This is a genomic window from Pseudomonas sp. TWRC1-2, from assembly GCF_049896685.1.
GTDB lineage: Bacteria > Pseudomonadota > Gammaproteobacteria > Pseudomonadales > Pseudomonadaceae > Aquipseudomonas.
This window is the reverse complement of record NZ_JAFCUU010000005.1, coordinates 512,840-530,299: the sequence shown is the minus strand read 5'-3', so window position 1 is coordinate 530,299 and position 17,460 is coordinate 512,840. Positions and strand designations below refer to the sequence as shown.

Annotated in this window: 15 protein-coding genes and 1 tRNA gene; 11 read left to right on the top strand and 5 right to left on the bottom strand. The window is 61.0% G+C overall.

What is annotated here, in order from left to right; translation table 11 throughout:
• Positions 1–535: 535 nt before the first annotated feature.
• Positions 536–612 (bottom strand) — tRNA-Arg (locus tag ACP7B3_RS17735).
• A gap of 371 nt (positions 613–983) precedes the next feature.
• Between ACP7B3_RS17735 and gabD the strand changes: the two genes are divergently transcribed.
• The 3 genes from gabD (at position 984) to ACP7B3_RS17720 (ending at position 5,227) form a co-directional block, all read left to right on the top strand.
• Positions 984–2,426 (top strand): NADP-dependent succinate-semialdehyde dehydrogenase, encoded by a 1,443-nt coding sequence (gabD, locus tag ACP7B3_RS17730; RefSeq protein ID WP_426179916.1) that lies wholly within the window; start codon positions 984–986, stop codon positions 2,424–2,426.
• Between the two features lie 180 nt (positions 2,427–2,606).
• A complete protein-coding gene (gene gabT, locus ACP7B3_RS17725) occupies positions 2,607–3,884 on the top strand; it encodes a 4-aminobutyrate--2-oxoglutarate transaminase (protein WP_106577350.1) in 1,278 nt (425 codons plus the stop codon).
• 140 nt (positions 3,885–4,024) lie between these two features.
• Positions 4,025–5,227 (top strand): HDOD domain-containing protein, encoded by a 1,203-nt coding sequence (locus ACP7B3_RS17720; RefSeq protein WP_426179914.1) that lies wholly within the window; start codon positions 4,025–4,027, stop codon positions 5,225–5,227.
• A 52-nt stretch (positions 5,228–5,279) separates the two neighbouring features.
• Here the strand turns inward: ACP7B3_RS17720 and ACP7B3_RS17715 are convergent, their stop codons facing one another.
• A complete protein-coding gene (locus ACP7B3_RS17715) occupies positions 5,280–6,281 on the bottom strand; it encodes a GGDEF domain-containing protein (protein ID WP_145159695.1) in 1,002 nt (333 codons plus the stop codon).
• A gap of 457 nt (positions 6,282–6,738) precedes the next feature.
• A complete protein-coding gene (gene desA / locus ACP7B3_RS17710) occupies positions 6,739–7,923 on the bottom strand; it encodes a delta-9 fatty acid desaturase DesA (protein WP_242201455.1) in 1,185 nt (394 codons plus the stop codon).
• 165 nt (positions 7,924–8,088) lie between these two features.
• Here desA and dibA point away from each other — a divergent pair, with 165 nt between their 5' ends.
• The 6 genes from dibA (at position 8,089) to ACP7B3_RS17680 (ending at position 14,457) form a co-directional block, all read left to right on the top strand.
• Positions 8,089–10,002: a phosphodiesterase DibA gene (dibA, locus tag ACP7B3_RS17705; RefSeq protein ID WP_426179911.1), complete on the top strand. Its 1,914-nt coding sequence runs from the start codon at positions 8,089–8,091 to the stop codon at positions 10,000–10,002.
• A 300-nt stretch (positions 10,003–10,302) separates the two neighbouring features.
• Positions 10,303–10,485: a sulfur starvation response protein OscA gene (gene oscA / locus ACP7B3_RS17700; protein WP_003170956.1), complete on the top strand. Its 183-nt coding sequence runs from the start codon at positions 10,303–10,305 to the stop codon at positions 10,483–10,485.
• Positions 10,486–10,559: 74 nt separating this feature from the next.
• The gene (locus ACP7B3_RS17695; protein ID WP_426179909.1) at positions 10,560–11,570 is read left to right on the top strand and encodes a sulfate ABC transporter substrate-binding protein; all 1,011 of its coding nucleotides are present in this window, start codon (positions 10,560–10,562) and stop codon (positions 11,568–11,570) included.
• A gap of 198 nt (positions 11,571–11,768) precedes the next feature.
• The gene (gene cysT, locus ACP7B3_RS17690) at positions 11,769–12,587 is read left to right on the top strand and encodes a sulfate ABC transporter permease subunit CysT (protein ID WP_003218141.1); all 819 of its coding nucleotides are present in this window, start codon (positions 11,769–11,771) and stop codon (positions 12,585–12,587) included.
• A 13-nt stretch (positions 12,588–12,600) separates the two neighbouring features.
• Complete coding sequence (cysW, locus tag ACP7B3_RS17685) at positions 12,601–13,473, top strand: sulfate ABC transporter permease subunit CysW (protein WP_426179907.1); 873 nt, start codon at positions 12,601–12,603, stop codon at positions 13,471–13,473.
• 3 nt (positions 13,474–13,476) lie between these two features.
• Positions 13,477–14,457, top strand: a complete 981-nt coding sequence (locus tag ACP7B3_RS17680; RefSeq protein WP_145159703.1) for a sulfate/molybdate ABC transporter ATP-binding protein — start codon at positions 13,477–13,479, stop codon at positions 14,455–14,457.
• 105 nt (positions 14,458–14,562) lie between these two features.
• On the opposite strand, the gene ACP7B3_RS17675 is transcribed toward ACP7B3_RS17680, so the two are convergent.
• Complete coding sequence (locus tag ACP7B3_RS17675) at positions 14,563–15,090, bottom strand: DUF962 domain-containing protein (protein ID WP_145159705.1); 528 nt, start codon at positions 15,088–15,090, stop codon at positions 14,563–14,565.
• Positions 15,091–15,173: 83 nt separating this feature from the next.
• Here ACP7B3_RS17675 and ACP7B3_RS17670 point away from each other — a divergent pair, with 83 nt between their 5' ends.
• Both ACP7B3_RS17670 and ACP7B3_RS17665 read left to right on the top strand, forming a co-directional pair.
• Positions 15,174–15,860: a Crp/Fnr family transcriptional regulator gene (locus tag ACP7B3_RS17670; protein ID WP_426179904.1), complete on the top strand. Its 687-nt coding sequence runs from the start codon at positions 15,174–15,176 to the stop codon at positions 15,858–15,860.
• A gap of 38 nt (positions 15,861–15,898) precedes the next feature.
• On the top strand, positions 15,899–16,264 hold the full coding sequence (locus tag ACP7B3_RS17665; protein WP_119738264.1) for a response regulator: 366 nt from the start codon (positions 15,899–15,901) through the stop codon (positions 16,262–16,264).
• Between the two features lie 116 nt (positions 16,265–16,380).
• On the opposite strand, the gene ACP7B3_RS17660 is transcribed toward ACP7B3_RS17665, so the two are convergent.
• Positions 16,381–17,385, bottom strand: a complete 1,005-nt coding sequence (locus tag ACP7B3_RS17660) for an AraC family transcriptional regulator (protein ID WP_426179901.1) — start codon at positions 17,383–17,385, stop codon at positions 16,381–16,383.
• Between the last annotated feature and the right edge of the window lie 75 nt (positions 17,386–17,460).

Below are 17,460 nucleotides of genomic sequence, written 5' to 3'. Positions count from 1 at the left end.
GTGGGGGGACAACTGCGCGCGCCGCGTAGCGCGCTGGCTTTTCAGTGCTGGTTTGCTTGATCAGTGGGATTAGATGCGTCATCGGTTCTAACGTGGCCGCCTAGTGGCATCACCACTGACCAATCATTTGCATGAGAGCGATAGCTGGCACCATTCAGAGGGGGGCTTCGGCTAAGAACTCAAGGACTGAGTCGACCCAAAGTGATCGGTCGAGTAGCCGAGTTTCAAAGGAAAAAATCAAAGGCGCGCGTCATGCAGGCGTGCTCCTTACGACAAGGAAGATGGGGACAGATTTATTTAAGGAAGATGGGGACAGATTTATTTATGTTCAGACCGAATCCCCATTCATTGCGTGGCTGCAACTCATCACACAGGAGTGGGCAGGAGTGCGGGCTAGTAGATCAGCCATCCAATCCGAGAACCCTTGCGAGAGGCAACCATCCGGAAATTCCGGCTTCTTGAAACAGAAGACTTACGAAACACCGCCCACAAAAAAGCCCCAGCTCTTTCGACCTGGGGCTTTTCCATCTGTATCTGGTGCACCCGGCGGGATTCGAACCCACGACCCCTGCCTTCGGAGGGCAGTACTCTATCCAGCTGAGCTACGGATGCTTGTGCGGGCGACATCATACCCATGTCGTCCTTGGGCGTCCATGCCGGTCTTTGGCCGTTTGTGGGTAGGAATTGGCTGCACAGAGGCCCTGCGCCGGGCGCCGGTGGTCGATGGGGTGGAACGCGGCCGGATCACGCTGATCAGAAAGATTCGGCAAATGCGCCGTTTTCGTTCTTTTTTTCGAACAGACTATTGCCCTGTACCCCCATTGATCCTAGGATTCGTTTGAGATTTCAAACGCTCTGTCTCCCGTGCGCTCTTCCACTCTTGCCGCGCGCTGGGGCTGATTTCCCTGACGGCAGCCCACAAGGCGCCTTTCAACAACTCTAATTCGCTCCGCGTGCGCGCGGTGCTGTTAAGGAAAGCCGACATGCAGCTCAAAGATACCCAGTTGTTCCGCCAACAAGCCTTTATCGATGGCGCTTGGGTCGATGCGGACAACGGTCAAACCATCAAGGTCAACAACCCGGCCACGGGCGAGATTCTCGGCACCGTGCCGAAGATGGGCGCCGCCGAAACCCGCCGCGCTATCGAAGCCGCCGACAAGGCGCTGCCGGCCTGGCGTGCGCTGACCGCCAAGGAGCGCGCCAACAAGCTGCGCCGTTGGTTCGAGCTGCTGATCGAAAACCAGGACGACCTCGGTCGCCTGATGACCCTGGAACAAGGCAAGCCGCTGGCCGAGGCCAAGGGCGAAATCGTCTACGCCGCTTCCTTTATCGAGTGGTTCGCCGAAGAAGCCAAGCGCATCTACGGTGATGTGATTCCCGGCCACCAGCCCGACAAGCGCCTGATCGTGATCAAGCAGCCCATCGGCGTGACCGCTGCAATCACCCCGTGGAACTTCCCGGCCGCGATGATCACCCGTAAAGCCGGCCCGGCCCTGGCCGCCGGTTGCACCATGGTGATCAAGCCGGCTTCGCAAACGCCGTTCTCGGCCCTGGCCCTGGTTGAGCTGGCGCACCGCGCCGGTATCCCTAAAGGCGTGCTCAGCGTGGTCACCGGCAGTGCCGGCGACATCGGCGGCGAGCTGACCAGCAACCCGATCGTGCGTAAGTTGTCCTTCACCGGCTCCACCGAAATCGGTCGCCAACTGATGGCTGAATGCGCCAAGGACATCAAGAAGGTTTCGCTGGAACTGGGCGGCAACGCGCCGTTTATTGTGTTCGACGACGCGGACCTGAATAAGGCCGTCGAAGGCGCGATCATTTCCAAATACCGCAACAACGGCCAGACCTGCGTCTGCGCCAACCGCCTGTACATTCAGGATTCGGTGTACGACGCGTTCGCCGAGAAACTCAAAGTGGCCGTGGCCAAACTCAAGATCGGCAACGGTCTGGAAGACGGCACCACGACTGGCCCGCTGATCGACGAAAAAGCCGTGGCCAAGGTTCAGGAGCACATCGCTGATGCCCTGAGCAAAGGCGCCAAGCTGCTGGCCGGTGGCAAGGTGATGGAAGGCAACTTCTTCGAACCGACCATTCTGGTCGACGTGCCGAAAAATGCCGCCGTGGCGAAGGAAGAAACCTTCGGCCCATTAGCGCCATTGTTCCGCTTCAAAGACGAAGCCGAAGTGATCGCGATGTCCAACGACACCGAGTTTGGCCTGGCTTCCTATTTCTACGCCCGCGACCTGGGCCGTGTGTTCCGTGTGGCTGAAGCCCTGGAATACGGCATGGTCGGCGTCAACACCGGGTTGATCTCCAACGAAGTGGCGCCGTTCGGCGGCATCAAGGCGTCGGGCCTGGGCCGTGAAGGCTCCAAGTATGGGATCGAGGATTACCTGGAAATCAAATACCTCTGCCTGGGCATCTGACCGGCAAGAGCTTGCAGTAAACGCAGAGGGCACGAGAGCGCTGACCCTTTGCGTGTTTCACACCGTTATTCGTAGTGGCCGGGAAAGCTGTGGCAGTCGATCATCGCATGCTGCCGTAGTTGCCTCCCCGCCACGTATTCCTTGGACCACGCCACCCGATGAGTGGCGAATGAGGACTTTATGAGCAAGACCAACGCATCCCTGATGAAACGCCGCGAAGCCGCTGTACCGCGCGGTGTTGGCCAGATTCACCCGATCTTCGCCGAATCCGCGAAGAACGCCACCGTGACCGACGTTGAAGGTCGCGAGTTCATCGACTTCGCCGGCGGTATCGCTGTGCTGAACACCGGCCACGTGCACCCGAAAATCATCGCCGCCGTGACCGAGCAACTGAACAAGCTGACCCACACTTGCTTCCAGGTTCTGGCCTACGAGCCTTACGTGGAGCTGTGCGAAAAAATCAACGCCAAGGTGCCAGGCGACTTCGCCAAGAAAACCCTGCTGGTCACCACCGGTTCCGAAGCGGTTGAAAACGCCGTGAAGATCGCGCGCGCCGCCACGGGCCGTGCCGGCGTGATCGCCTTCACCGGCGCCTACCACGGCCGCACCATGATGACCCTGGGCCTCACCGGCAAAGTCGTGCCGTACTCGGCCGGCATGGGCCTGATGCCAGGCGGCGTGTTCCGCGCGCTGTTCCCGAACGAACTGCACGGTGTGAGCGATGACGACGCCATCGCCAGCATCGAACGCATCTTCAAAAACGATGCCGAGCCGCGTGATATCGCAGCCATCATCATCGAGCCGGTGCAGGGCGAAGGCGGTTTCTACGTCGCGCCTAAATCCTTCATGAAGCGCCTGCGCGAACTGTGCGACAAGCACGGCATCCTGCTGATCGCCGACGAAGTGCAAACCGGTGCCGGCCGTACCGGTACGTTCTTCGCCATGGAGCAGATGGGCGTCGCCGCCGACCTGACCACCTTCGCCAAATCCATCGCCGGCGGCTTCCCGTTGGCCGGTGTGTGCGGCAAGGCTGAATACATGGATGCCATCGCCCCAGGCGGCCTGGGCGGCACCTACGCCGGTAGCCCGATCGCGTGCGCCGCTGCATTGGCGGTGATGGAAGTGTTTGAAGAAGAGCACTTGCTGGACCGCTGCAAGGCTGTTGGCGAACGCCTGGTGACTGGCCTCAAAGCCATTCAAGCCAAGTACCCGGTAATCGGCGAAGTGCGTGCCCTGGGCGCGATGATTGCGGTCGAGCTGTTCGAAGGTGGCGACAGCCACAAGCCGAACGCTGCTGCCGTCGCCTCCGTGGTGGCCAAGGCGCGTGACAAGGGCCTGATCCTGCTGTCCTGCGGCACCTACGGCAACGTGCTGCGCGTACTGGTCCCGCTGACCTCGCCGGACGAGCAGTTGGACAAAGGCCTGGCGATCATCGAAGAGTGTTTCTCCGAGCTGTAAGCGGAACCTGATTTGATCGACAGAAAAAAACCCGCTTCGGCGGGTTTTTTTGTGCCCGATGCAGCACATTCAGGCCCTGTTCATTGTACGTAGGCAGCGTGATTGTCTAAGGTTGCAGCATTGCCGATGGAGCGTGCTGGATGACTGCTGTTGATTTACCGGCTGTACCCCGAGTGTTGATTGCCGAGGCGGACCCTTGGTCGCGGGATCTGCTCAAGCAAGTGTTGTTGAATGTGCGCTGCGACGCACGGCTGGATGTGTGTGCTGATGGGCAGCAAGCAGCCACGCTGTTGCGAGAAAAAACCTACGACCTGATTCTCGCGGATTGGGAGTTGCCGGGCGTCGATGGCTTGAGCCTGCTGCGCAGCGTGCGCCAGAAGCGCCGTTCGCTGCCCTTTATTCTGTTGAGCAGTCGTAATGACAGCGCCAGCGTGCGCGAAGCCTTGCCCCTGGCGCCGACGGCGTACCTCACCAAACCACTGAACATGGAAGGCCTGACCCAGCGCCTGCAAGACCTGCTGCTCAACGAAGGCGAAAGCGTGTACTGCGAAATTGCGCCGCTGGCGCCGGGCATGACGTTGCCGGTGTTCCTGGAGCGCCGCCGCGAAGCCTCTGACGGCGCGCCGTTGCGGGTGGATGTAAAAGACGCCGTAGAGCACAGCCTCACGCCGGATGGCCTGGACCTCGGACGCCTGGAAGACCAGGTGCGCATGGACCCGCAAATAACGGCCGTATTGATCGCCGCCGCCAACAGCGCCGGCCATCACGGCACGCCGGTGCAAACCCTGTCCGCCGCGCTGCACACACTGGCGGCCGGGCAGAGCATGAACCTGATTCTGGGCCTGGCCCTCAAGCACAACGTGGTGCTGGGCGACCCGGCGCTGGTGGCCTATGCCGAGCGCCATTGGCAACTGTCCCAAGACACTGCCGACTATGCTCGCCGCCTGGCGCGCATGCTGGAGCTGGACCACGAGCGCTGCTACAGCGCCGGCATCCTGCATCGGTTGGGCGACTTAGCGTTGTTGCGCTGCCTGGAAGACTGGCGCCAGGGCGGCGGGGCGTTGGATGACGAGGTGATTGGCGAGTCTCTGGCTACCTACGGTGCGGCCTATGGTTCGGCATTGCGCGCGCGTTGGCGTTTGCCGTTGGAGCTACGCCAGTTGATTGCGTCGATCTATTCACTCGAAGGCGGGGTGTATTCGCGAGAATCGCTGGTGATGAACCTCGCGGCGCAGATGGCGCGGCTGACCGAGCGTGAAGGGTTGGAAGAGCTGGCCAGCAGCAAAACGGCGCGCTTGCTGAAGGTCGGGTTGTCGGAGTTGACTCGGGTACGCAAGGCCTAGCCAGCAACGAGGTCACGTGTGGGAGCCGGCCCGCTCCCATCGTTGAGTGCCGTTAACTCGCTATGACGCGGTTCTTGCCTTGGCGTTTGGCCTCATACATCGCCGCATCCGCGCGCGCAAACAGGCTGTCCAGAGACGCGTCTTCTTCGCGCAGCGTAGCCAGGCCCTGGCTGACGGTGACGGTGAATTGCCGCCCTTCGTAGCTGAAACTCAGCGCCTGGATTTCCTTGCCCAACCGCTCGGCCACTTGCAATGCCATGTGCGGCGCACAACCGGGCAGCACGGCGGCGAATTCTTCGCCACCGATGCGCCCGAACAGGTCGCCACGGCGCAGTACGCTGCGACCGCTCTCGGCGATACGCCGCAACACCTGATCGCCCTCCAGGTGGCCGTAACTGTCGTTGACCTCTTTGAAGTTATCAATGTCCAGCAACAGGAACGCCAGCGTTGTGCCTTGGGCGCAGGCGCTGTCGAAGGCCAGGTTGGCGCATTCGAAAAAGTGCCTGCGATTGCTGCTCTGGGTCAGTACGTCGGTGGTGGCGAGTCGGTGCAGTTCCAACTCCATCTGTTTTTTTTCGGTGATGTCTTCGGCCATGCCGACCACGATCACCGGCCTGCCGGGCTCGACCTGCTGGTTGATATAGCATTTGTCGCTCAGCCAACGAATCTGCCCGTCGGCGGTAATGATGCGGTATTCGCGGTCCTCCACGGCGCCTTGCTCCAGCACGCGGGCGAGGCTGTATTCAGCGTAATCGAGGTCTTCGGGGTGAACGCTGTTGCGCCATTCGCGGTGGTCGGCCAATAGCAGACCGGCCGGACGGCCGAACACTCGCTCGTAGGCCGGGCTCACGTACAGCACTTGGCGCGTTTCCCAGTCGATGGCCCACAGCACGGCATTCACGCTGACCAGCAGTGAGCTGAGCAGTTGCTCGCGCTCACTCAGCCGCTCGACTTCACCCTGGGCGTGCATGAGCGCCAACAAGGTTGCCGCCGCAGCCGGGCGGGCAGGCTCAGCTGTGGGGGCATCGGGCAAGTAAGGCTTTTCGTGAACCATCGGTACAACTCTCTCTGGGCGCGCCGCAGGATGGAGCAGCGGTCACTACAAGGGGTCACCATGATGGCGAAGTGTTCTTTGAGAGAGGGGAATTGCGGTGAAGTTCCGTGAACAGGCTGACTAAGAAATGACGTCAGAAACCGGTTGTAGGCCGATTTTCGCGGTGAATAGGCTGGTTTTGGTGATTAGTTTTACGGTGGGGAGGGTGCTCGCTGTGGCAGGCGGGCTCGCTGTGGCGAGGGGCTTGTTGTGGCGAGCGGGCTTGCCCCGCGTTGGGCTGCGAAGCGGCCCTGAAACCTGGCACTGCGGTTTGACGGGAGAAATGCGGTGGCTTTTATTGGGGCTGCTTCGCAGCCCAACGCGGGGCAAGCCCGCTCGCCACAGGGAGCCCGCCTGCCAAGGCCAACCCGCCCTGCCACGGCAAGCCCGCTCACACGAGCGGGCTGTGAATGCTCGATCAGGCCGCTGCAGGACGCAGCGAATAGGTCTTCAGCTGGTGGGCAAAATCGCGCAGGGACTGAATGCCGCTGGCCTCGGCCTCGTGCACCCATTCCTTGATCGCAGCCAGCATGTCGTGGCCATTGGAGCTGGTTTTCAGCCAGATCTGCTGCAGCGCCAGGCGCTTCTCGTAGATCACGGTGAGCGCATGGCTGTGTTCCAGCAGGCTCTGGATACGCACGTGGTGGCGGTCATCCAGCAAGCTGGTTTCACGCGACAGCAGACGTTTGGCACGGTGGAACTGATGACGCACCGAGTGATCGACCTTCTCCAGCTCTTGCTTGACCAGCGGGCCGATCACCAACTTGCGGTACTGGGCCATGATCTGGAAGCGGTTGTTGAGGATCGCCATGGCGGTGTCCATGTCCAGATGGCCTTTGCCTTCGACACGGTGGGCGATGGGGGCAACGCGCTGCACCTTGGCCAGGCGCAGGAAGCTGAAGACTTTGATCCACGCCCAACCCAGGTCGAATTCCCACTTCTTCACCGACAGCTTGGCCGAATTGGGATAGGTGTGGTGATTGTTGTGCAGCTCTTCGCCGCCGACGATGATGCCCCACGGCACCAGGTTGGTCGCCGCGTCACGGCATTCGAAGTTGCGATAGCCCACGGCGTGCCCCAGGCCGTTGATCACGCCGGCAGCCCAGAACGGAATCCACATCATCTGGATCGCCCAGATGGTGATGCCGATGGTGCCGAACAGCATCAGGTCGATGACGCCCATGATCGCCACGCCCAGCAGCGGGTAAGGCGTATAGATCTTGCGCTCGATCCAGTCGTCCGGGCAGTTCTTGCCGTAGATGCGCAAGGTCTCTGGGTTTTCGGCTTCGGCGCGGTACAGCTCGGCGCCTTTGCGCAATACGGTGGACAGGCCTTTGACGACCGGGCTGTGCGGGTCGTCGACGGTTTCGCATTTGGCGTGGTGTTTGCGGTGGATGGCGGTCCACTCGCGGGTGTTCTGCGCCGTGGTCAGCCACAGCCAGAAGCGGAAAAAGTGTTTCAGGCCGGCATTGAGCTCCAGGGAGCGATGGGCTGAATAGCGGTGCAGATAAACCGTGACCCCAACGATGGTCACGTGGGTCATCAACAGAGTGACTGCCACCAGTTGCCAGGCTGACAAGTCAAGAAAACCGTTGTACCACATAGGCTGTATGGCCCTCAGATAAAGAAAAAAGCAGCTCACGCATTATCACTAAGCCTACAGAGAAAACCAGCCGCCCTTTCAGATAGAAGTGACTGGATGTTTCTTATTCTATAATCCGCAGCCTTTGTAGGGCGATTTTGTTTTTTGGTAAGGATTACTGACCATATGCTGTTTTCATACCGAGGTGCCCTGCGTGTGGGGCTGGTATACCTGCTGGTTTCCATTGCGTGGCTCCAGCTCAGCCATCATCTATTGATCGACTTTCTCGATGACCCTTGGGAATTGGAACGCTGGCTGCAGGTGCGCGGCTATGTCTGGGTGGGGCTCAGCGCGCTGACCCTGTCTCTGATTTGCGCCCGTTTTGCCCGTGCTCACCAACTGCAGCAGCCGCTGAAAGAAAACCGCGAGCGCCTGCGCCAGGCGGCTGCCGTGTTCGATTGCACCCGCGAAGGCGTGCTGGTCACCGACGCCCAAGGGTTGATCGTGCACGTCAATCGGGCGTTTATCGAGATCACCGGCTATCGCCGCGAAGACGTCATGGGCGAGCGACCAAGCTTGTTCAAGTCCGGGCGCCATTCGTCGAATTTTTATCAACAGATGTTCCAGACGCTGGAACGCACCGGCGAATGGAGCGGCGAAATCTGGAATCGGCGCAAAAGCGGTGAAATTTATCCACAGTGGCAAACCATCCGCGTCATCCAGGATGACCAAGGCAAGGTCAGCCATTATGTCGCCGTATTTTCCGATATCAGCGCGATCAAGGATTCCGAGCACGAACTGGCGCACCTCGCCCATCACGACCCGCTCACCGACCTGCCCAATCGCCTGCTGTTCACCGACCGCGCCGAGCAGGCGCTGGCCTCGGCGCAAGTGCACAAACGCGGCTGTGCCTTGCTGTTGCTGGACCTGGATCACTTCAAGATCATCAACGACAGCCTCGGCCATAACGTCGGCGACCAGTTGCTCAAAGCGGTCGGCGAGCGGCTCAAGGGGCTGTTCGGCCCCGGCGTGACCCTGGCGCGCCTGGGCGGCGACGAGTTCGCCGTGCTCGCCGAAAGTTGTCCACAGGTGGTGCAGGCCGCCGCGCTGGCCCAGCGCATGCTCGATGCGATGAAACAGCCGTTCATCTTTGACGGCCACCAACTGTTTATCAGCGCCAGTATCGGTATCAGCTTATTCCCCAGCGATGCACTGAGCGCCCAGCAGTTGCTGCGCAATGCCGATTCCGCGCTGTTCAAGGCCAAGAGTGCCGGGCGCGAAAGCTACGCGCTGTACACCGAAGAGCTGACCGCCCATGCGCAGAACCGTGTGGAAATCGCCAGCGAACTGCGCCGCGCCCTCGACCAGCACGAGCTGCGCGTGTATTACCAACCGGTGCACAACCTGCAGGGCAGCCGCCTGATCGGCGTCGAAGCGCTGGTGCGCTGGCAACACCCGGAGCGCGGTCTGGTGCCACCGGGCGATTTCATCCCCATCGCCGAACGTACCGGGCTGATTGCCGACATCGACGCCTGGGTCATGGACCAGGCCTGCCGCCAGATGTGCCAATGGCTGGCCGATGGCGCGCCGCTGAGTTTTATCGCGGTGAATGTCTCCAGCCGGCTGTTTGCCCGGCGCGAGCTGTACGAGCAAGTCGCTCAGGTGCTGCACGCCACCGGCCTCGATCCGGCGTTCCTGGAGCTGGAAGTAACCGAGAGCGCGGTGATGGATGATCCGGAAGTGGCCCTTGAGCAGCTGCACCGCCTGCGTGAACTGGGCTTGCGCCTGGCCATCGACGACTTTGGCACCGGCTATTCGTCACTGCTGCGCCTCAAGCGCCTGCCGGTGCAGAAGCTCAAGATCGACCAGGGCTTTGTCGCCGGGCTGCCATGGGATGAGGACGATGCGGCGATTGTGCGCGTGGTAATCGCCCTGGCGAAAAGCATGGGCATGCAGGTGCACGCCGAAGGCATCGAGCAAGTGGACCAGGCGCGGTTCTTGTTGGAGCAGGAATGCGATATGGGGCAGGGGTATTGGTTCGGGCGGCCGATGCCGGCACAGGAGATTGATTGGCATCGGGCACCTGCTATCAGAACCTGAAATACGGTCAAATGTGGGAGCGGGCTTGCTCGCGAAGGCGGAGTGTCAGTCAATACATGTGGGGCTGACCCAACGCATTCGCGAGCAAGCCCGCTCCCACATTTGGATCTGTTCCCGGCTTATTTTCGGGGTGGATGCCTAAAAATCCTTCGCAACCCCACGTCCTGCCAGAAAATTCTTTCTGGTTATATAAACATTCTTAAATAGTATTTTTAAGAATATCCGCGCTTATCTACTATCGCCCTCACGCCGCAAGCAGTGCCGCCACTGCCAGGCACTATTCATTTCAGGAGCGAGACCATGAGCGCATCTCTACGTAGCGTCGACGGCCAGGACGAAGCAGCCATTTTGCGTGAGATCCAGAGCGCCTTGCGCGACCTGCGGTTTGGCGCGGTGGAAATCACTGTGCATAACGCCCAAGTGGTACAGATCGAACGCAAGGAAAAATTCCGTTTGCAGAACCCGGGTAACAAACCGAGCTGAGCAACAACGGCGATTCGCATGCTAGACCCGCAACTATAAGAAAAAGCCAACACCCAGAATTTCAGGAGCCTTCTATGTCGTCGATTCGCCGTTACGCCCTGGCCGCACTGGCCAGTGCCGTGTTTGCCGGTTCCGCTGTTGCCAAGGACTACGAGTTGCTCAACGTCTCGTATGACCCGACCCGTGAGCTGTACCAGGACTACAACGCTGAGTTCACCACCTTCTGGAAACAGTCCCACCCCGGCGACAACGTCAAGATCCAGCAATCCCACGGCGGCTCGGGCAAACAGGGCCGAGCGGTGATCGACGGCCTGCGCGCCGACGTGGTGACCCTGGCCCTGGCCGGCGACATCGACGAAATCGCCAAACTGGGCAAGACCCTGCCGGAAAACTGGCAAACCCGCCTGCCGGACGCCAGCACGCCCTACACCTCGACCATCGTGTTCCTGGTGCGCAAGGGCAACCCTAAAGGCATCAAGGATTGGGGCGACCTGATCAAGAAAGACGTGTCCGTGATCACCCCGAACCCGAAAACCTCCGGCGGCGCCCGCTGGAACTTCCTCGCCGCCTGGGCCTATGGCCTGAAAGCCGGTGGCAGCGAAGCCAAGGCCCAGGAATACGTGAAAGAGCTGTTCAAGCACGTGCCGATCCTCGACACCGGCGCGCGCGGTTCGACCATCACCTTCGTCAACAACGGTCAGGGTGACGTGTTGCTGGCCTGGGAAAACGAAGCCTTCCTGGCACTGAAAGAAGAAGGCGGCGCCGACAAGTTCGACATCGTTGTACCTTCGCTGTCGATCCTCGCCGAGCCGCCAGTGGCCGTGGTCGACAAGAACGCCGAGAAAAAGGGCAACACCGAAATCGCCACCGAATACCTCAAGCACCTGTACAGCCCGGCTGGCCAGGAGATTGCGGCGAAGAACTTCTACCGCCCACGCGATGAGAAAGTCGCCGCCAAATACGCCCAGCAGTTCCCGAAACTGGACCTGGTGACTATCGACAAAGACTTCGGCGGCTGGAAAACTGCCCAACCGAAATTCTTCAATGACGGTGGCGTGTTCGACCAGATCTACTCGGCGCAGTAAGCAAAATTAAACTGTAGGAGCCAGCTTTCTGTGGGAGCCGGGCTTGTGTGGGAGCTGGCTTGCCTGCGATAGCATCACCCCGGTGTGACTGACACACCGAGGTGCCTGCATCGCGGGCAAGCCCGGCTCCCACAGAAGAGCCAGCTCCCACACAAGCTCGCTCCTATAGTGGTATCTACCCGCTAACCAAGGACTCTTATGTCGCGTCGTATTTCCCCCGTCATACCCGGCTTCGGGCTGACGCTGGGCTACACCGTGGTGTACCTCAGCCTGATCGTACTCATCCCCCTGGCGGCGATGTTTGTACACGCCGCTCAACTCACTTGGGATCAGTTCTGGAACATCATCTCCGCTCCGCGTGTGCTGGCGGCGTTGAAACTGAGCTTCGGCACGGCGCTGTATGCCGCCATCATCAACGGCGTGATCGGTACGCTGCTGGCCTGGGTGCTGGTGCGCTACACCTTTCCCGGCCGCAAGATCATCGATGCGATGATCGACCTGCCCTTCGCACTGCCCACCGCCGTTGCCGGCATCGCACTGACTGCGCTCTACACCCCCACCGGCCTGGTCGGCCAGTTCGCCGCTGACCTGGGCTTCAAAATCGCCTACACCCCGCTGGGCATCACCCTGGCGCTGACCTTCGTCACGCTGCCATTCGTGGTGCGCACGGTGCAGCCGGTGTTGGCCGATATCCCTCGGGAAATCGAAGAAGCCGCCGCGTGTCTCGGCGCCAAGCCATTACAGGTGTTTCGCTACATCCTCGTGCCTGCGTTGCTGCCCGCCTGGCTGACCGGCTTCGCGCTGGCCTTCGCCCGTGGCGTCGGTGAGTACGGCTCGGTGATTTTCATCGCGGGCAACATGCCGATGAAAACCGAGATCCTGCCGTTGCTGATCATGGTCAAGCTCGACCAGTACGACTACCACGGCGCCACCTCCATCGGTGTGCTGATGCTGGTGGTTTCCTTTGTTTTGCTGCTGCTGATCAACTTGCTGCAGCGGCGCATCGAACACCCATAAGGAGGCGCGGAACATGTCCCAATCGTCTATTTCCGCCGCGTCTTCGGCCAACGCCGCCCGTCGTGGCAGCGCGGTGTCGCGACGCATCCTGATCAGCCTCGGCTGGCTGGTGTTCTTCCTGTTCCTGCTGCTGCCGCTGTTTATCGTGGTGTCCCAAGGCCTGAAGAATGGCCTGGGGGCGTTCTTCACCGCGATTCTCGAGCCGGACGCGCTGTCGGCGCTGAAACTCACGGTGATCGCCGTGGTGATCTCGGTGCCGCTCAACGTGGTGTTCGGCGTCAGCGCGGCGTGGTGCGTGAGCAAGTACTCGTTCCGTGGCAAAAGCATCCTGGTCACGCTGATCGACCTGCCGTTCTCGGTATCGCCGGTGATCGCCGGCCTGGTCTACGTGCTGATGTTCGGCGCCCAGGGCTTCTTCGGTCCGTGGCTGCAAGACCACAACATCCAGATCGTCTTCGCCTTGCCCGGCATTGTGCTGGCGACCATCTTCGTGACGGTGCCGTTCGTGGCCCGTGAACTGATCCCGCTGATGCAGGAGCAGGGTACCCAGGAAGAAGAGGCCGCGCGCCTGCTCGGTGCCAATGGCTGGCAGATGTTCTGGCATGTGACCGTGCCGAACATCAAGTGGGGCCTGATCTACGGTGTGGTGCTGTGTACCGCACGGGCGATGGGTGAGTTCGGCGCGGTGTCGGTGGTGTCCGGCCACATTCGCGGCGTGACCAACACCCTGCCGCTGCACGTCGAGATCCTCTACAACGAATACAACCACGTTGCCGCGTTTGCCGTCGCGAGCCTGTTGCTGATCCTGGCGCTCTTCATCCTGCTGCTCAAGCAGTGGAGCGAGAACCGTATCAACCGCCTGCGCAAAAGCGCCGGTGAGGAATAAGTCATGTCGATTGAAGTCCGTAATGTCAGCAAGAATTTCAACGCCTTCAAGGCCCTGAACAGCATCAATCTGGACATCCAGAGTGGCGAGCTGGTGGCGTTGCTGGGCCCGTCCGGCTGCGGCAAGACCACCTTGCTGCGCATCATTGCCGGCCTGGAAACCCCGGATGCCGGCAGCATCGTGTTCCACGGCGAAGACGTGTCCGGTCACGACGTGCGTGATCGCAACGTCGGTTTTGTGTTTCAGCACTACGCGCTGTTCCGCCACATGACCGTGTTCGACAACGTCGCGTTCGGCCTGCGCATGAAGCCGAAAAACCAGCGCCCGAACGAAAGCCAGATCGCGGTCAAGGTTCACGAGTTGCTGAACATGGTGCAGCTGGATTGGCTGTCGGATCGCTACCCGGAACAACTCTCCGGTGGCCAGCGCCAGCGTATCGCCCTGGCCCGCGCCCTGGCGGTCGAGCCTAAAGTGTTGCTGCTGGATGAGCCGTTCGGCGCCCTCGACGCCAAGGTGCGTAAAGAGCTGCGCCGCTGGCTGGCGCGTCTGCACGAAGACATCAACCTGACCTCGGTGTTCGTGACCCACGACCAGGAAGAGGCCATGGAAGTCGCCGACCGCATTGTGGTGATGAACAAGGGCGTGATCGAACAGATTGGTTCACCGGGCGAAGTCTACGAGAACCCGGCCAGTGATTTTGTGTACCACTTCCTGGGGGATTCCAACCGGCTGCATTTGGGTGAGGACCAGCACGTGCTGTTCCGCCCGCATGAAGTGTCGTTGTCGCGCCATGAACTGGAAGACCACCACGCGGCTGAAGTGCGGGATATTCGGCCGTTGGGCGCTACCACACGGGTGACGCTGAAGGTCGAAGGCCAAAGCGAGTTGATCGAGGCCGAAGTGGTCAAAGACCACGACAGCCTGACCGGTCTGGCGCGTGGCGAGACCTTGTTCTTCAAACCCAAGGTCTGGCAAAAAGCTTAAAAACACCGCAAGACCCCTGTGGGAGCTGGCTTGCCTGCGATAGCATCACTGCGGTGTGACTGAGACACCGAGGTGCCTGCATCGCAGGCAAGCCAGCTCCCACATTCAGACCTTGCTCGGCTTTAGATCGCGGCGTTCTACCGGGCCGGATCGCGCCTCAATCTGCTCCTTGAGGTCATGCCGCAACCCCAGCACAAACGCCAACTCCGCCACCACAAACAACGGCCCCACAATCAATCCCGACACGTCATCCACAAACGCCGGCTTCCTGCCTTCGTAGTAGTGCCCGACAAACTGAATCGCCCAGCCCACCACAAACATCCCTATGCCGCTGCCCAGCCACACCGCTGTGCTCTGCGCCGCCAGCGCATGCCCGGCCCACACCGACAGGCCCATCAACACCGTCATCAGCACGCCCAGCGCCAGTTCCAGGCGCAAGTAAAACCATGCCGAAAACAGCGCGAGTAGCACTGCCGGAGATATCCACAGGCTACCGACGGCCCATTCGGGGCGCGACAACAGCACCGCCACGGCGACCACGATTAACGGGATGCCGACAAAGTGGCTGGCGATATTGCGCGGGTCGCGGTGGTAGGCGGCGTATTGACTGAGGTGCTCGACGAGGCTTTTCATTGTTGTTCCTCCTGTAGGATGCTTGATCATGCCCTGCCAGCCTGTGACTGACTGTCAGCTGGGCGACAATCTTCGGAGTTCGCATGGACACAGAGAAATGGCGCTCGCAGCTGGCCAGCGGTCATTGGTTCAGCCACTTGCCTGCCTCTTTTCAGCATAGCCTGCTGGCCAGTGCCCGGCAGCGCCAGCTGGCGGCGGGGCAATACCTGTTCAAGCGCGGCGACCCGCCCTGTGGCCTGTATGCGGTGCTCGACGGCACGCTGCGCATCAGCGCGGTGAACGAACACGGTAAGGAAGCGCTATTGAGCCTGGTAGAGCGGCCGTATTGGTTCGGCGAAATCTGCCTGTTCGACAGCTTGCCGCGCACCCACGACGCCTGCGCCGTGGGGCCGTGCACGCTGTTGCAGGTGCCGCAGCAGGCGTTGCTGAACATCCTTGATGACTCCCCGCAATACTGGCGCGACCTGGCCTTGCTGATGAGCCAGAAACTGCGCCTGAGCTTTATCAATATCGAGCACCTGAGCCTGATGCCGGCCTCGGTGCGGCTGGCGCACCGTTTACTGATGATCGTTGAAGGTTACGGCGATACCGAGCACTCAAAACGTGTGCTGCAACTGCCCCAGGAAGACCTGGCGGCGATGTTGAGCCTGTCACGCCAGACCACCAACGCCTTGCTCAAGGACCTGCAGACCCAGGGCGTCGTGCGCCTGGGCTACGGGGAAATTGAAATCCTCGATGCTCATCGCTTGCGTGAAGCGGCGCAGACCTGAGGGTGATAGCCTGCAAACCTGATCAATCGAGGTGTGTTATGCGCGTGCTGTTAGTGGAACATGAAACCGAAGAGGCACAGCGGATGGCCCGGGGTTTGAACGAGGCCGGCTACACCGTGGAGGTCGCAGCCAATGGCATGGCCGCGTTGCGCTTCGTGGAGAGTACCGAGTACGAGCTGGTGATTCTGGATGTGATGTTGCCGGGCTTGAACGCCTGGAAGTTGCAGCAGGCTATTCGGTTGAAGGGCGAGACGCCGGTGTTGTTCCTGACCACGCCGGGCGGGATTGAAGACCGGCTGCGCGGGTTGGAATTGCATGAAGATGATTATTTGCTCAAGCCCTTTGATGCCAAGGCGCTGGCGGCGCGGGCAAGAAAGTTACTGCGCCGCGATCGTGGGCGCTGATTGATCCAGGATGTGCATGGCCTGATCCACCGCCTTCGCGAGCAAGCCCGCTCCCACCTTTGACTGCATTCACACATCAAAATGCGGGAGGGGGCTTGCCCCCGAAGGGGTCCTACCTAGCGCAACCCATCTCGAAACTGCCCCGGCGTCATCCCCGTCCAGCGCTTGAACGCCCGATTGAAACTGCTGGTATCGGCAAACCCAAGCAAGTGGCTGATCTCGGCCAATGAGCACTGCGGATCCCGCAAGTGCAGCAGCGCGAGATTCTCCCGACATTCATTGAGCAACGCGTCAAACCGGCAGCCTTCATCGGCCAGATGCCGTTGCAAGCTGCGCAAACTCAAATGCAACGCCTGGGCGATCCGTTCGGCACTCGGCTCACCCTCCGGCAATTGCGCCTCGATGGCCGCGCGCACCTTGCGCTCCCAGGTCAGCGGTTGCAGCTGGGCGAGGGTGCGTTTGAGCACGGTTTCATTGTGTTCGGCCAACTCCGGGTTGGCGTCATCCAGGTGGCTGTCGAAGTCCCGCGCGGCAAACTCCAGGCGGTCTTCCTCAGCGCCAAAGAACACCGGTGCGCGAAACACCGTGTGCCACGGCGTGGGGTCGGCCGGCTCCGGGCGCTGCAGGTACACCGCCAGCGGCGCGTAGTCACGGCCGAGCCGATTTCGGCAGGTGCGCACATAGATCGCTGCAAACGCATCAATCGCTTCCAGCGCCGGTGCCGGGCTGCCGACGGGTTGCAGCAGGCGAAAGCAATAGCGCTCGCCCTCTCGGCTAAGCTCCAGCGTCAGGGCATCGCTGACCACTTGGTGATAACGCACAATCCGCTCGAACACCTCGCGCAGGCTGCCGCTGGCCACCAACGCGTAACCCAGCGCATGAAAGGTGGTCGGGCTGACAAACCGCGACACCCGCAAGCCGATGGCCGGGTCGCCGCTGGCCTGCACGGCCAGTGCCCATAACCGCGTGGTGGCCGACAACGGATAGCGCGCGTTGGGGTCGTCCATCTGCTGCGGGTCGAGCCCGGCTTGCGCGCACAGGGCGGCGCTGTCGAGGTCCAGGGCGTCGAGCTGCTTGCGCAGGGCGCGGGTCCAGCTGGCGAGGGAAGTGGCTTCGGGCATGGCGATTGGCGCTTGCGGTCAACAGGTTGGCGTGTGGGGCTGATGCCCTGGCGCACCGCTTGGGCCAGGATGCAT